The organism is Mesorhizobium sp. M0184, assembly GCF_040322215.1.
GTDB lineage: Bacteria > Pseudomonadota > Alphaproteobacteria > Rhizobiales > Rhizobiaceae > Mesorhizobium.
Map to the genome: position 1 here is coordinate 219,379 of NZ_JAMYSZ010000007.1, position 15,740 is coordinate 235,118.

Genomic DNA, 15,740 nt, shown 5'->3' on the forward strand with positions numbered 1-15,740 from the left:
CGCTGACATTATTCACGGCTCTCGACAAAAGTCAAATTGGGAGGAAGGCATAGATGCCCTTTCGCTCGCCGAATCTAGACCATTCTTGTGCCAAACGCGGTCTATGATGGCATCGTTGGTGGTGACGGGTCGGAAGCCGGTAGCTAAAGTTCTCGACGAACACATTGCGGAGGACGGGATGGGCAATCCCTACGAACAGGACCTCGACAGGAACCCGGCCAACCACCAGCCGCTGACGCCGCTGACCTATTTTGAGCGGGCGGCAAAAACCTTTCCCGATCAGACCGCCATCATCCATGGCCGCCAGCGCACGACCTATCGCGATTTCTGGAAGCGCTCGCTGAGGCTTGCCTCGGCGCTGGCCAAGCGCGGTATCGGTAAGGACGACACCGTCACCGTCATGCTGTCCAACACACCGCCGATGCTGGAAGCGCATTTCGGCGTGCCGATGACCAAGGCGGTGCTGCATTCGCTCAACACCCGCCTCGACGCCGCCGTCATTGCCTTCCAGCTCGATCATGCCGAAAGCAAGGTGCTGATCGTCGACCGCGAATTCGCCGGCGTGGTTCGGCAAGCGCTGACGCTGGCCAAGGTCAGGCCGCTGCTGATCGATTACGACGATCCCGACTATGCCGCCGATGCGCCCTATCCCAAGGGGGAGCGGATCGGCACGCTGGACTATGAGGCGTTAGTCGCCGACGGCGACGAGGATTTCGCCTGGTCGATGCCGGACGACGAATGGGATGCCATTTCGCTCAACTACACCTCCGGCACGACAGGCAATCCGAAGGGCGTCGTCTGTCACCATCGGGGCGCGGCACTGATGGCCTATGCCAACACCATCCATGCCGGGATGGGCAAGCACCCGGTCTATCTGTGGACGTTGCCGATGTTCCACTGCAACGGCTGGTGCTTTCCCTGGACGCTTGCCGTGCAGGCCGGCACGCATGTCTGCCTGCGCTGGGTGCGGCCGAAGCCGATCTACGACGCCATCGCCGATCATGGCGTCACCCATCTGTGCGGTGCACCCATCGTCATGTCGGTGCTGATCAACGCCAGGGACGAGGACAAGCGGCAGTTTCCGCAGACCGTCACCTTCAATACCGCCGCGGCGCCGCCGCCTGAGGCGGTGCTGTCGGGCATGGCCGATGCGGGCTTTGCCGTCACCCATCTCTACGGCCTGACCGAAACCTATGGCCCGGCCGTCGTCAACGAATGGCATGGCGAGTGGGACCGGCTGGAGAAAGGGGCGAGGGCGGCGAAGAAGGCCAGGCAAGGCGTGCGCTATGCCGCGCTCGAAGGCCTGACTGTGATGGACCCGCAGACGATGCAAGAGACGCCGGCCGACGGCGAGACCATCGGCGAGGTGATGTTCCGCGGCAACATCGTCATGAAAGGCTATCTCAAGAACCGCAAGGCGAGCGACGAGGCCTTTGCCGGCGGCTGGTTCCATTCGGGCGACCTCGGCGTCATGCATCCGGACGGCTACATCCAGCTCAAGGACCGTTCCAAGGACATCATCATCTCCGGCGGCGAAAACATCTCCTCGATCGAGGTCGAGGAGGCGCTGTACAAGCATCCCGCCGTCGGCTCCTGCGGCGTTGTCGCCAGATCCGACGACAAATGGGGCGAGGTGCCGGTCGCCTATGTCGAGCTGAAGCCGGGCAAGGCGGCGACCGAGGCCGAGGTAATCGAGCACTGCCGCGCGCTGCTCGCCCGCTTCAAGGTGCCGAAAGCGGTGATCTTCGCGGAAATCCCGAAGACTTCGACGGGCAAGATCCAGAAGTTCCGGCTGCGGGAGATGGCAAAGCAGCCTTAGGGCCTGATCCGAAAACGGAACCGATTTCGGAAAGCATCTTTTCAAGATCCTTCGCAAATAAACACGGGGCGGCGTTGCAGGCGCGCCCGGCGGAAACCAAATGCGTTTCATGGGCCAACTCCGTCCAGGGATGTCACCATCTGTCACTAGTAGCCAAAATCGAGCCTTGACAGATGATGGTTTTCAATTTACGAGTGACGAAATTCTAAATTCGTCAGTCGTAAATTTGGCCAACAAGATGCTTGAAACCCTAGACACCACCGCCGATTCCGCCCGCCAGGAAAATGTCACGCGCATCCTGGATTGCGCGGAGCGATTGTTTCGCCACTACGGCTACGGCAAGACCAACGTCGCCGACGTTGCGCGCGAACTCGGCATGTCGACTGCCAACATCTATCGCTTCTTCGCCTCCAAGGTGGAAATCCACCAGGCGGTTTGCGGCCGCATGCTCGAGACCTGCTACCGGTTGAGCTACGAGGCCTGCCATGGTTCCGGCACCGCCAGCGAGAAGCTCCGCCGCTATGTGCATACGCACTATCAGTGGACGCTGGAAACCATGATCGACCAGGAGAAGGTGCACGAGATGGTCATCGTCGCCATCGAGCGCGACTGGCACGTCATCGAAAAGCACATCGACAGCATCCATGAACTGGTCGCGGAAGTGATCCGCGAGGGAATCGCTACCGGCGAGTTCATCGATCAGGATCCGGTGATCGCTTCCCGGTGTTTCGGCGCTGCCATCATCAGCCTCTCTCATCCGCAGATAATGGCCCAGTGCCTCGCCAAGAAGAACCGGGCGACGCCGGACGAGCTTACCGAGTTTGCCATCAGAGCCTTGAAGAAATGACCATTGCCGCCCGTCGGGCGGTGATGTCGGCAATTCATCTCCACAGTTCGGGAGTACGAAAAGTGTCTTTGTCCAAGTCCATCACCTACAGGCGACCGGCCGCCGGCCTGGCACTGATTGTCGTTGCCGCTCTCGGCCTCGCCGGCTGCTCGCAGGAGAAAGCCGAGGTCACCGAGATCATCCGCCCGGTCAAGGTGGTCGAGATCGCCAAGGCGAGCGATACCCGTCAGCTTTCCTATTCCGGATCGGTGCGTGCCCGCACCGAGATGAATCTCGGTTTTCGCATCAACGGCAAGATCACCGAGCGCCTTGTCGACATCGGTGACCGCGTCAAGCCGGGTGACGTTCTCGCCCGCATCGATCCCACCGACTACGAGCTCTCGGTGAGAAGCTCTCAGGCCAGCCTCGATGCTGCCGACCGTCAGGTCGAGACAGTCGAGCTTACGCGCAAGCGGGCCGAACAGCTCTACGCCAAGAATTTCGCGCCGAAGTCGCAGCTCGAGCAGGCGACGCTCAGCTACAATCAGGCGGTCGCCACGCGCGACTCCGCCCGCTCGCAGCTTGCCCAGGCACAGAACCAGGTCCGCTATACCGATCTCAAGGCGGACAAGAACGGCATCGTCACATCAGTTGCCGCCGATGTCGGCCAGGTCGTCGGCTCCGGCACGCCGGTGGTGACCGTTGCCATCGACGGCGAGAAGGAAGTCCTGATCGCTGTTCCGGAAACCGATATCGCCGAATTCAAGCCGGGCAAGACCGTCAAGGCTGGCTTCTGGTCCGATGAGGCGCTGACGCTCGACGGCAAGGTCCGCGAAGTCGCCGGCAGCGCCGATCCACAGTCGCGCACCTTTGCCGTTCGCGTCAGCCTGCCCAACGATCCTCGCGTGCTGCTAGGCATGACCGCCTCCATCGAAGCCGCGGCGGACAACCGGCAGCAACTGGTGTCGATCCCGCTGGCCGCGTTGGCGCAAAAGGACAGCCAATCGATCGTCTGGACAGTCGACCGCAACGGCGGGACCGTCCATGCGCATCCGGTCAAGGTCGCCGCCTTCACCCCCGACGGCGTCAGTGTCGCCGATGGGCTGAAGCCGGGTGACGTCGTCGTCGCCGCCGGCACGCAGTTCATGACCGAGAATCTGAAAGTCAAGCTGACCGGTGATGCGGCGCAACAGTCGGCGTCGGCCGATGACGCTGCAAGGCGCTTGCGCTGACGGCCAGGCAATTTACGGTTTCCGGGCGGCAGGCGCCCCCCGATTTTCGAGATCTCAGGTCGATGTAACCCCCACGTCGATCCTCGCGTCCCACCGCGATGTAGATCTCTCAACTCGGAAAGCCACGCCGCCCGGAAGCCCACATCGGAAGTTCCTTGGGCATGCGAAAGCGCGTGCTCTGTTGATCAAATTGAACGGACTGACGCCGATGACCATCGACACCAATGAAAAGCGGTCTTTCAATCTTTCGCGCTGGGCAATCGGCCATCCGAGCATTGCCCGCTTCCTGTTCGGGCTGATCATCGTCGCCGGTGCGCTCGGCCTGATGCGCATGGGCCAAAAGGAAGACCCCGATTTCACCTTCCGCGTCATGGTCGTCCAGGCGATCTGGCCAGGCTCCTCGATCAAGGAGATGGAGGACCAGGTCGTCAACAAGATCGAGCGCAAGCTGCAGGAAACGCCGCACCTCGATTTCGTCCGCTCCTACACCCGCGCCGGCAGCGCCATCATCACCTTGCAGGTCAAGGGCGACACCAATCCGGCGCAGGTCGCCGATGCTTTCTATCAGGTGCGCAAGAAGGTCGGCGATATCGCCAATGAGCTGCCGCAGGGGCTGCTCGGGCCTTACTTCAATGACGAATTCGGCGACACGTTCATCACCCTGCATTCGATCAGCGGCGACGGCTACAGCTATCCCGAGCTGAAGAAATTCGCCATCCAGGCGCGTGACATGCTGCTGACGACGCCCGGTGTCGAGAAGGCCGTGATCATCGGCGACCAGCCGGAAAAACTCTACATCGACGTTTCATCCAAGGCGCTTGCCGAACGTGGCCTGACGTTGACCGACCTGCAGAATGCGATCCGAGGCCAGAACAATGTCGACCCGGCAGGTTCGGTCGACACCGGCCAGCGTTCGGTGCGCATTTCGGTCGAGGGCGATGTCACCAGGGCGGCCGACATCCGCGAGCTTCGCCTGCGCGCCGGGAACCAGGTGACGCGCCTCGGCGACATCGCCACCGTGACCTCGGGCCTCGAGGATCCGTACCAGCGCAAGTACCGTTTCAACGGACACGACAGCGTCCAGCTCGGCGTCGTCATGGCCAAGGGCTTCAACGTCACCGACGTCGGCAAGGACGTCGAAGCGACCTATAAGCGCTTCGAAGAGGCGCTGCCCTATGGCGTTTCGGTCGATCAGATTTCCGACCAGCCGCATGTCGTGAAGGAGGCTGTGAGCGAGTTCATGGAAGCGCTCGGCGAAGCGCTGCTGATCGTGCTTTTCGTATCGTTCCTGTCGATCGGCTGGCGCTCGGGCCTGGTGATCGCGATCGTCATTCCGCTGGTCCTGGCCGCCACGTTCGCCATCATGTACGAGCTCGGCATCGACCTGCAGCGCATTTCGCTCGGCGCGCTGATCATCGCTCTTGGGCTCTTGGTCGACGACGCGATGATCGTCGTCGAAATGATGGAGCGAAAACTAGAGGAAGGCTTGGTCAAGGTCGAGGCGGCGAGCTTCGCCTACTCCTCGACCGCTTTCCCGATGCTGACCGGCACGCTGATCACGACGGCCGGCTTCATTCCCGTCGGGTTCGCTGCCTCGACCGCCGGCGAATATGTGCGCACCCTTTTTTACGTCGTCGGCATCGCGCTGATCGTGTCCTGGTTCGCGGCGGTCTATTTCACGCCATGGCTCGGCCACATGATCCTGAAGCAGCGCAAGCACGCCGGCAACCATCACGATGTCTTCGACACGCGCTTCTACCGCCGTCTTCGCTCGACCGTTGCATGGGCCGTGCGCCATCGCATCATCGTGCTGGTGATGACGCTGATGACGTTTGCCACCAGCCTGTGGGCGTTCCAGTTCATCCCGCAGAATTTCTTCCCGCAATCGTCGCGCCCGGAAATCCTTGTCGACCTCTGGCTGCCGGAAGGCACCAGCATCAAGGAAGTCGAGACGCAGGCCAAGGCGCTCGAAGCCAGGATGATGGACGACAAGGACAAGCGCTTCATCGCCACCTATGTCGGCGAAGGCGCGCCGCGCTTCTTCCTGCCGCTCGACCAGCAGCTTCGCAACCCGAACTTCGCCCAGCTTCTGGTGATGGCCAATGACGAACCGGCCCGCGAGCGGCTGATCGTCAAGCTGCGCACCATCCTGGCCAATGATTTCCCGTCGATCCGCGCCAAGGTCGACCGCCTGTTCCTTGGTCCGCCGACCGGCTGGCCGGTGCAGATGCGCGTCATGGGTCCGGATCGCCAGGAGGTGCGCCGCATCGCCGACGAGGTGAAGGCGAAGTTCCAGGCAAATCCGCTGCTCGGCGCCATCCACGACGACTGGCTGGAGCCGGTGCCGACGATGAAGCTGGTGATCGACCAGGATCGCGCCCGTGCGCTCGGCGTCACCTCGCAGCGCATCCGCCAGATGCTGCAGGCGGCCATGTCGGGAGCGCCGCTCGATGACTTCCGCGACGGCGAGGAGACGGTTTCGATCGTCGCCCGTGAGCCGGAGGCAAGCCGTCACCTGCTGTCGGCGGTCGACTCCGTCTATATCCCGACCGATTTCGGTGGCTCCGTGCCGCTGTCGCAGGTCGCCAAGGTGGTCCCGGTGCTGGAGCAAGGCGTCGAATGGCGGCGCGACCGCTTGCCGACCATCAGCGTACGCGCCACGCTGCCGGACGGTGTGCAGCCGAACGATGTCGCCATGAAAATGTACAGCGAGATGCAGAGCCTGCGCGACGGCCTCGCCCCCGGCTACAAGATCGAGATCCAGGGCGGCGCCGAGGATGCGGCCGAAAGCCAGGCCTCGATTGCGGCGAAAGCGCCGATCATGCTGGCGGTCATCGTCGTGCTGCTGATGATCCAGCTGCAGCATTTCGGCAAGGCGATGCTGGTGCTGGCGACCGGTCCGCTCGGCATCATCGGCGCGGCGGCGGCACTTTTGATCAGCGGCGCGCCGTTCGGCTTCGTCGCCATCCTCGGTGTCATCGCCCTGCTCGGCATCATCATGCGCAACTCGATCGTCCTGGTCGATCAGATCGACCAGGACATCGCCGCCGGCGTGGAGCGTTCCGAGGCCATCATCGGCTCGGCGGTGCGCCGGTTCCGGCCGATCGTGCTGACGGCGCTGACGGCGGTGCTGGCGCTGATCCCGATCTCGCGCGGCGTCTTCTGGGGACCGCTCGCCTACGCCATGATGGGCGGCATTCTCGTCGCCACGGTGCTGACCATCCTTGTCCTGCCGGCAGCCTATGCGCTGTTTTTCGGCAGGGAGCCCAAGAAGGTGGTGGCAACGGAAGAGGCGGCCAAGGTGGCAGAAGAAAGCGAAAGGCCGCAACTGGCCCTGGCGGCCGAATAGAGCTGTTGGCAAATGTGACCTCCGGCGGTTTAATCCGCCCACCAGGCGTAGGCGCCGGAGGAGGACAGTCATGACCATAGCTCAGACAAAGGCACCGCTGCGGCTGCCGATCGACGGGCGCCATCGCCGGATGTTCATCGGCGGCGGCTGGGTCGATGCCCGCTCCGGTCGGACCACGGAGAGCCGCAATCCCGCCACCGGCGCGGTCATCGCCACGGTGCCGCGCGCCGACCGCCAGGACATCGACTTGGCGGTGACTGCTGCGCGCAAGGCGTTCGAGGGCCCGTGGAGCCGGTTCAAGCCTTACGAGCGGCAGGTGCTGCTGCTGAGGATCGCCGACCTCTTCGAAAAGCACTGGGAAGAGATCAGCCGCTCCGACACCACCGACATGGGCATGCCGATCATACGCACCCGCGCCAATCGCAACCGCGTCATCGGCATGCTGCGCTACTATGCCGGCATGGCGACGGCGCTGCACGGCGAGACGATCGACAACTCGCTGCCCGGCGAAATCGTCTCTTTCACCCGCAAGGAGCCGGTCGGCGTCGTCGGCGCCATCATTCCCTGGAACGCGCCAACGGCGGCGTCGATCTGGAAGATCGGCCCGGCGCTGGCGACCGGCTGCACCATCGTGCTGAAACCATCGGAAGAGGCGCCGCTGACGCCGCTTTTGATCGCCGACATCATGAACGAGGCCGGCGTTCCGGAAGGCGTCGTCAACATCGTCACCGGCACCGGCACCGAGGCAGGTGCCGCACTCGCCGAGCATATGGGCGTCGACAAGATCGTCTTCACCGGCTCGACGGCGACCGGCCAGTCGATCGTGCGGGCCTCGGCCGGCAACCTCAAGCGCGTCTCGCTGGAGCTCGGCGGCAAGTCGCCGGTCATCGTCTGCGCCGATGCCGATCTCGACAAAGCAGTGCCGGTGGCGGCGATGTCGGTGTTCGCCAATTCCGGCCAGATCTGCATCGCCGGCTCGCGCCTTTTCGTCGAACGCGCCGTCCATGACGAGTTCGTCGAGCGGCTCGCGGCATACGCCAAGGGTCTCAGGGTAGGCGACGGCATCGACCCGGCGACCGAGATCGGTCCGCTCGTCTCCGAAAAGCAGCTGCAACGGGTCACCGGTTACCTCGAGGCCGGCACCGCGGAAGGGGCGAAACTCGTCACCGGAGGCACCCGGCTTGTGGAAGGCGCGCTTGCCGCTGGCAATTTCGTCGCGCCGACCGTCTTTGCCGGGGTCTCGGACGACATGAAGATCGCCCGTGAGGAGATATTCGGGCCGGTGATTTCAGCCTTGCCGTTCGATACGCTGGACGAGGCGGTCGAGCGGGCCAACAACACGCCTTACGGCCTGGCTGCAGGGGTCTTCACCCAAAATCTCGCCACCGCCCACCAGCTGTCGCGAAAGATCCGCGCCGGCTCGGTCTGGGTCAACACCTATCACGCCATCGATCCGGCCGTGCCCTTCGGCGGCTACAAGATGAGCGGCTACGGCCGCGAGGGCGGCGGCGAGCACCTCGCTGAGTATCTCAACACCAAGGGCGTGTTCATCAAGATCGATTGATCGGTCCGCCGCCCGCACCAAAAATGCTCCCCGACGCTGGTTTTGCAAAACAGAATTCCTTCCCATGACCGCAAAGCCGTCCCATGCTCGAGCAATTGGAGCGTTACGCTCGTCGTCATCGGTGCGTTTTTCCATGGCAGAAAATCGACAATTGCGGCTTGGCGCTTTCATGCGGCCCATCAGCCTTCATACCGGCGCCTGGCGCTACCCGGGCGCCTATCCCGACGCCAACTTCAATTTCGCGCATCTCAAGCACTTCGCGCAAAGGCTGGAAGCGGCGAAGTTCGACGCCTTCTTCATGGCCGACCACCTGGCCGTGCTCAACATGCCGATCGAGGCGCTGCGGCGCAGCCACACGGTCACGTCCTTCGAGCCGTTCACGCTGTTGTCGGCGCTTGCCGCCGTCACCGATCGTATCGGGCTGATCGCAACCGCCTCGACGACGTTCGACGCGCCGTACCACATCGCCCGTCGTTTCGCCTCTCTCGACCATATCAGCGGCGGGCGCGCCGGCTGGAATATCGTCACCACATCCAATCCCGACGCCGCGCTGAATTTCGGCCTCGACGAGCATGTCGAGCACGACGAGCGCTATCGCCGGGCGCGGGAGTTTTATGATGTCGTCACCGGCCTGTGGGACAGTTTTGCCGACGATGCCTTCATCCGCGACGCCGAAAGCGGGCTCTATTTCGATCCGGCGAAGCTGCATGTGCTCGACCACAAGGGCGAATATCTTTCGGTGCGGGGACCGCTCAATATCGCGCGGCCGGTGCAGGGCTGGCCGGTCATCGTGCAGGCCGGCGCGTCGGAGGCCGGACGGCAGCTCGCCGCGGAAACGGCCGACGTGATCTTCGCCGCCCATGCCGATCTCGCCTCGGGGCAGCGCTTCTTTGCCGACGTCAAGGAACGTGCGCAAAAACTTGGCCGGTCGCGCGACGACATCAAGATCCTGCCTTCGTCATTGTCGGCGAGACCGTCGAGGAGGCGCAGACGAAGCGGGCCAAGCTCGACAGCCTCGTCTACTACGAGAGCGGCGTCGCCTCGCTGTCGATCGCGCTCGGCCACGACGCGTCGCGGTTCGATCCGGATTCAGTCTTGCCCGAAATCCCGGAAAGCAACGCCAGCAAGAGCGGCCGCGAGCGCGTCATCGAACTGGCGCGCAAGGAAAACCTGACCGTCAGGCAGCTTGCGCAGCGGCTGGGCGGCTATTCCGGTCTTGCCTTCGTCGGCACTTCGAAAACCATCGCCGACGAGATGGAGGAATGGCTGGTCACCGAAGGCTCGGACGGGTTCAACGTCATGTTCCCCTATCTTCCCGCCGGATTGGATGATTTCGTCGAGAAAATCGTGCCCGAATTGCAGCGGCGCGGCATTTTCAGGAGCGAATACGAAGGATCGACCCTGCGCGAAAATCTTGGCCTGAAGCGGCCGCCAAACCGGTTCTTCCAACCTGAGACGGCAGCGATCCGCAAAGCTGGTTAGAACCGGTAATGATTTTAGACCGTGGCAAGCATCCGTTCTTTTCGTTCGGTCCGAATGTCCATAGGGTCATGAGCAGCGGGCTGGCAGCCCGAAATCATCGCGAGGGCTTTGCATCATGACCAATCCGGCCGTTGTCGGTTTCTCAGGCAATTTCACCCGGCCGTCCAAGACGCGCGGCTTCGTCGATCGTATCGTGAACGAGGTAGCCGGCAGATATGGCCTGGCCGCCAGCACGCATGACGTCGTCGACCTCGGCCCCAGCCTCGGTGGCGCCAAATGGGCGCGTGAACTGGATGCGCAAGCGGGCGATATCCTCAAGCGCGTCGTCGCGGCTGACGTGCTCGTCGTTGGCTCGCCCACCTACAAGGGCAGCTATACCGGCCTGTTCAAACACTTCTTCGATCTTGTCGACCCAACGGCACTCAGGGGCAAGCCGCTGGTGCTGCTGGCGACCGGCGGCGGCGACCGGCATGCGCTGATCATCGAGCACCAGCTGAGGCCGCTGTTCGGCTTCTTCGAGGCCTTTACGCTGCCGACCGCGATCTACGCTTCGGACAGGGATTTCATCGACGGCGTGCTTGCGTCCGAGACGATCCAGGCGCGCATCGGACAGGTGCTCGAGGATATCGGTGCAGCGCTTGGCGGTCGCTCCCGCGCTGGCACCGCTGCCGAATAGCCCCTAAAAAGAAAAACCCGCCTCGGCGGCGGGTCTCGGGGCGAATCAGCACCATGCTAAAATTAATAGCATAGCTGCCGGCACAAAGCAAGAACAAAATGCAGGGATCGAGTGCGCATTGCGCGCCCGATCCCTCAACGCAGCCCTCAGATGACGAACAGCCAGTTGGCGAGCAGCATCACAACGACGCCGGCGACCAGCGTCAGATAGGGCAGCATCCCCGCCTTTTTCATCGCAAGGTCGGACGAGCTCATGCCGAGATCGGCCAGCATGTGGTCGGGGAATTTGCCCCTGTCCTGGATGTAATGCCGGAAGCAGAACACCGGGATGATCAGGGCTGCCGTGATCAGCCCGGCCCACAATGCCATCGGATTCCACACCTTGGCGCCGGCGCCCATGAAGACCGCGTTGACGTAGGCAAAGATAGCGCCGAGGCCGAGCACCCAGCTCGGCGCCTTCCATGGCCGCGCGATGTGGCCATTGTCGATGCGGTGGATCCAGCCGGCATTGAGGTTAAGGAAGTTGAAGATGATGTAGCCGCAATTCGACACCGCGAGGATGAAGAAGAAGCTCGTTGCGTCGGCCGAGGCGATGGCCAGCACGATCAGGTTGAAGATCAGGTCGGTCCACATCGCCCGCGTCGGGGCGCCGTGCTCGTTGACATGGCTGAGATAGCGCGGCAGCCAGCCGTCGACCGAACCTTGATAGAGCGTGCGCGACGAGCCGGCCATCGCCGTCATGATGCAGAGCACCAGGGCCAGGATCATCAGCATCACCAGCAGGCTGTGGATCAGCTGTCCGCCGCCGACCATGCCGGCCAGCGCATCGGCAACGCCGGAGCCGTCGACGATCGGCGTCGCCAGCATGCCGTTCAAGCCGAGCACGCCCTGGAAGGTGAACGGCACCAGGATGAACAGCAGCATGCACAGCAGGCCGGAGTAGAAGATCGCCTTGAAGGTATCGGTGCCCGGGTTTTTGAACTCGGAGGTGTAGCAGACCGCGGTCTCGAAACCGTAGGTCGACCATGCCGCGATGAACATGCCGCCGAGCACCAGCGTCCAGCCGGCGATGTTCCACGCGCCGGGCTCCGGCGCATAGGCTGCAGCGAGCGGCACCAGCGGCGAGAAATTCGACCAGTTGATCTGGCCGGTAACGATCGGCACCACGCCGACGATGAGCATCGGGATGATGACCAGCAGGCCGATATATTTCTGCACGTTGGCCGTGCCCAGGATGCCGCGATGCTGGATCGAGAAGATGATCAGCATCAGCACCGCGCCGATGAAGAAGGTGGCGTTGAAGGTGAAGGAAACCGGGCCAAGCGTGTGACCGTAGAGCGTCCAGTTACGGATCGCCGGCGTCGCCGCCGCGGTGACCGCGGTGATGGCGTCGGCGGCGCTGGTTCCGGCATGGGCCGCAATATAGGCGGCGACTTCCGGCGAAGTGTCGGTGAACAGCGGCACCGGTGCCAGCGCGTTGAGGATATAGGCAGCGGCGATCGAGCAGCCGAGCGACAGCACCGGCGACCAGGCGAACCAGTTGCACCACACCGAAAGCGGCGCGATGAATTTCGAATAGCGCAGCCATGCGGTGGCGCCGTAGACCGAGGCGCCGCCGGATTTGTTCGGGAACAGCCCGGCGATCTCCGCATAGGTGAAGGACTGCAGGAAGCCCATGACCATGGATACGGCCCAGATCAGGAAGGCCAGTGTTCCGGTGGTGCCGGCGATGCCGCCGATCGAAAACAGGACAAGGGCCGGAACGCCGCTTGCCACCCAGAAGGCGCCGCGCCAATCGATGTTCCGGTGCAGCTGCCCTTCGGCAGGCGGCACCAAGGTGGTGACTATCGTGCTCATTTACGTGGATTCCCCATTTTTGATGTTCCCCATCGGCAACAGCCGCAATCTCGCGAGGCGTCATCGACGCTCACGTTGAACGGCCCAGGCGTTTTCCGCTCAGTAGTATTTTTTTCTTAGCAGTGAAGATTGACCCAACGCGCTTTCACGTCAAGTGCTTTGTGACGCTGTGCACATTGCGCTTGTGGGAGAAGGGAAGAACCAGGCAGCGTCGGTCAGGAGCGCGGCCTGGTCTTCTGCGGGTCGTAATGGGCAAAGGCGACGACGCGCGCCGGCAGCCGCTTGCTGTGACCATCGAGCTTGCCGATCTCGATCTCGGTGCCGATCGCCGCATGCGCGACGTCGAGCCTGGCCAGCGCGATGGTCTTGTTCAGCACCGGCGAACGCATGCCGGAGGTGACGACGCCGATCTGGGCTCGGCCGACATGCACGCAATCGCCGTGGCCGACCGCGATATTGGCGTCGATGTCGAGGCCGACCAGCTTCTTCTGCGGGTTTTCCTTGCGCCGGATCAGCGCCTCGCGGCCGATGAAATCGTCGCTCTTGGTCTTCAGCGGTACGGTGAAGCCGATGCCGGCCTCGAACGGATCCGTCTGGTCGGAAAACTCGTAGCCGGCAAAGATCAGCCCGGCCTCGATGCGCACCATATCGAGCGCCTGCAGCCCCATCGGCTTCAGGCCGTGCGGCTGGCCGGCCTGCCAGATCGCGTCGAACACCTTTTCGGCGTCGCGCGGATGGCACCAGATCTCATAGCCGAGCTCGCCGGTGTAGCCGGTGCGCGAGACAATGACCGGAATGCCGTTGCCGCCGCCGATGCGGGCGACGGCGAAACGGAACCATTCGAGCTCGTCGATCGACGGCTGTAGCGGCGAGGTCCAGATGATCTCTTTGAGGATGTCACGGCTCTTCGGTCCCTGCACGGCGACATTGTGCATCTGGTCGGTCGACGAGCGCACCAGCACGTTGAGGCCGAGCTTTGTCGCGGTCTCGCGCAGCCATTCGCCGGATAGATCGTCGCCGCCGACCCAGCGGAAATTATCCTTGCCGAGCCTGAGCAGCGTGCCGTCGTCGATCATGCCGCCATGCTCGTAGCACATGGCGGAATAGACGACCTGGCCGACGCCGAGCTTCTTGATGTCGCGGGTCAGCGTATATTGCAGCAGCGCCTCGGAGTCCGGCCCGGTGACCTCGAACTTGCGCAGCGGCGACAGGTCCATGATCACGGCGTCCTGCCGGCAGGCCCAGTATTCATCGATCGGGCCTTGCCTAGCGAAGGAATTGGCCAGCCAATAGCCCTTGTACTCGACGAAGTTGCGGGTGTGCTTGGCAAAGCTCGAATGAAAGGCGGTCTCGCGGGTCATTTTCGGTTCCGAATCGGGCGTCATGCGTCTGGCGATCGCTCGCGAGAATTTGTGCTGGCCGGGATAGGTTCGCACATGGATGTCGGTCAGATTCCAGCCATTGGCCGGCGTCGTATCGTCGGGGCAGGCGGACGAGACGCAGACGATGTCCGTGAGCGCCCTGAGTAGCACATAGTCGCCCGGCCGCGACCACGGTTCGTCCGATACCACGACGCCATGCGCGTCGATGGCCGTGTTGAAGAAGAAGTTGATCGCCATCCAGCCGGCGCGAGGCGTGACACCCTTGTCGGCCAGCGCGCGGTTGAAATTCTCCGAGCAGTTGGGATGGCCAGGATAACCGATGTCGTCGTAATATTTGGCCGCGCAGGCGAGCGCGAATGCATCGTGGCGGCCGCAAGTGTCCTGCACAACCTCGACCAGCGGCTCCATGTCCTGGTCGTAGTATTTCGAGTGCAGACCGGGCATCGGATAGCTCGAACCCATCAGCGTGCGCGTCGTCGTCACGTCGAGCGGATGATCGCGGCCCTTGTCCAGCTTGCGCGCCGAAAAGCACTGGAAGTCGGTGCATTGGCGCCCGTCGACATCGATGATCTGCAGATAGTCGCCCGCCTTGACGAAGTAGGCCTCCGCCGTCGCCGAATGGACGCGCAGGTCGAGCACGGGATCGGCCAGCGGGTCGGCAAGCCTGGATTTCGCCGCAGGGCGGATGGTGGCGCGGCGGACGATGACGCTAAGCGGCGTCGCCGTATCGTGGCCGTCGACCAGCATCGGCCCGCCGGGCGCGGCAATCAGCATCGACCCATTGCGGGCGACGGTAAAAGTCTGTTCGGTACCGGCAGGGGTGGCGCCGCCGAAAACGCGAACCGCCTTCGCCGGGTCGAGCTGCACCTGGCGCCGCTCGAGGCCTCGGCGTAAGGAAGCGAGGTTATCGTTGCCTTCGGCCAGCAGCGCCTTGATGCCGGCGGCATTGCTGTTCGATTTCTCGCCGAGAATGCCGGGATCGGTCGCGTCGCTGCTGTCCCATGCCAGCAACTCGCAGGCCTGCCCGCCCTCGACATCGCGCACGGTGACAATGTCGCCGGCCTCGACCTCGATCAGCACCGCGCCATTGCCCTGAACCGAGTAGCGCTCCATCCCGGCCGGCAGCGTAATCTGGCCTGGCCGCAGGATGAGGCTCGGCCGGGGGGGGCCGGCGACGACGGCGGGGTAGGGCGACTGGCTCATCTCAACCTTGGTTTCGAGAAACAAGTTTGCCTGTGTGTGAAATTATTTTAGCGGGAAGAATAGCAGGGGGATCGGGTTTGGCAAGGTGAAGGTGGCATAAGCTCCCCCTTCTCCCCTTTGTTTGGACTGGGGACATCGCGAACAGATGTGCGAGGACATCGCGAACAGTTTTGCGCTTTTGCGCGAGGGGGTTCGGGATGCCATTCGAGGACAGAAGCGTGATGAAGCAGAAGCTGGAGTTTGTGAGGCTGGCGTCGGCGAAAGGCGCGAATGTAAGCGTGCTGTGCCAGCGCTTCGGTATCGGCCGGACCTGTGGCCACAAGCTGCTTTCGCGCTATCGGATCGAGGGGG

8 protein-coding genes and 1 pseudogene are annotated in these 15,740 nt (G+C 63.1%); 7 read left to right on the top strand and 2 right to left on the bottom strand.

The genetic code is table 11. From position 1 onward, the window contains the following. Positions 1-178 precede the first annotated feature (178 nt). From NKJ23_RS11970 to msuE, 7 genes and pseudogenes are all read left to right on the top strand, one after another. Entirely contained in the window at positions 179-1,819 is a 1,641-nt protein-coding gene (locus NKJ23_RS11970) for an acyl-CoA synthetase (protein WP_352680433.1), read from the top strand. 238 nt (positions 1,820-2,057) lie between these two features. Next, a complete protein-coding gene (locus tag NKJ23_RS11975) occupies positions 2,058-2,666 on the top strand; it encodes a TetR/AcrR family transcriptional regulator (protein ID WP_352680434.1) in 609 nt (202 codons plus the stop codon). Between the two features lie 62 nt (positions 2,667-2,728). Further along, on the top strand, positions 2,729-3,877 hold the full coding sequence (locus tag NKJ23_RS11980; protein WP_352680435.1) for an efflux RND transporter periplasmic adaptor subunit: 1,149 nt from the start codon (positions 2,729-2,731) through the stop codon (positions 3,875-3,877). A gap of 208 nt (positions 3,878-4,085) precedes the next feature. After that, positions 4,086-7,226, top strand: coding sequence for an efflux RND transporter permease subunit (locus NKJ23_RS11985; RefSeq protein ID WP_352680436.1), 3,141 nt, complete (start codon positions 4,086-4,088; stop codon positions 7,224-7,226). Between the two features lie 70 nt (positions 7,227-7,296). Beyond that, positions 7,297-8,790 carry an aldehyde dehydrogenase family protein gene (locus NKJ23_RS11990; protein WP_352680437.1) on the top strand — a complete coding sequence of 498 codons (1,494 nt, stop codon included), beginning with the start codon at positions 7,297-7,299 and terminating at the stop codon, positions 8,788-8,790. A gap of 133 nt (positions 8,791-8,923) precedes the next feature. Then, positions 8,924-10,272, top strand: a pseudogene (locus tag NKJ23_RS11995) (LLM class flavin-dependent oxidoreductase). Between the two features lie 115 nt (positions 10,273-10,387). Further along, a complete protein-coding gene (gene msuE / locus NKJ23_RS12000) occupies positions 10,388-10,948 on the top strand; it encodes an FMN reductase (RefSeq protein ID WP_352680438.1) in 561 nt (186 codons plus the stop codon). 146 nt (positions 10,949-11,094) lie between these two features. Here the strand turns inward: msuE and NKJ23_RS12005 are convergent, their stop codons facing one another. After that, a complete protein-coding gene (locus tag NKJ23_RS12005; RefSeq protein WP_352680439.1) occupies positions 11,095-12,804 on the bottom strand; it encodes a trimethylamine N-oxide permease in 1,710 nt (569 codons plus the stop codon). Positions 12,805-13,019: 215 nt separating this feature from the next. Next, complete coding sequence (locus tag NKJ23_RS12010) at positions 13,020-15,389, bottom strand: trimethylamine N-oxide demethylase (protein ID WP_352680440.1); 2,370 nt, start codon at positions 15,387-15,389, stop codon at positions 13,020-13,022. Positions 15,390-15,740: the final 351 nt, after the last annotated feature.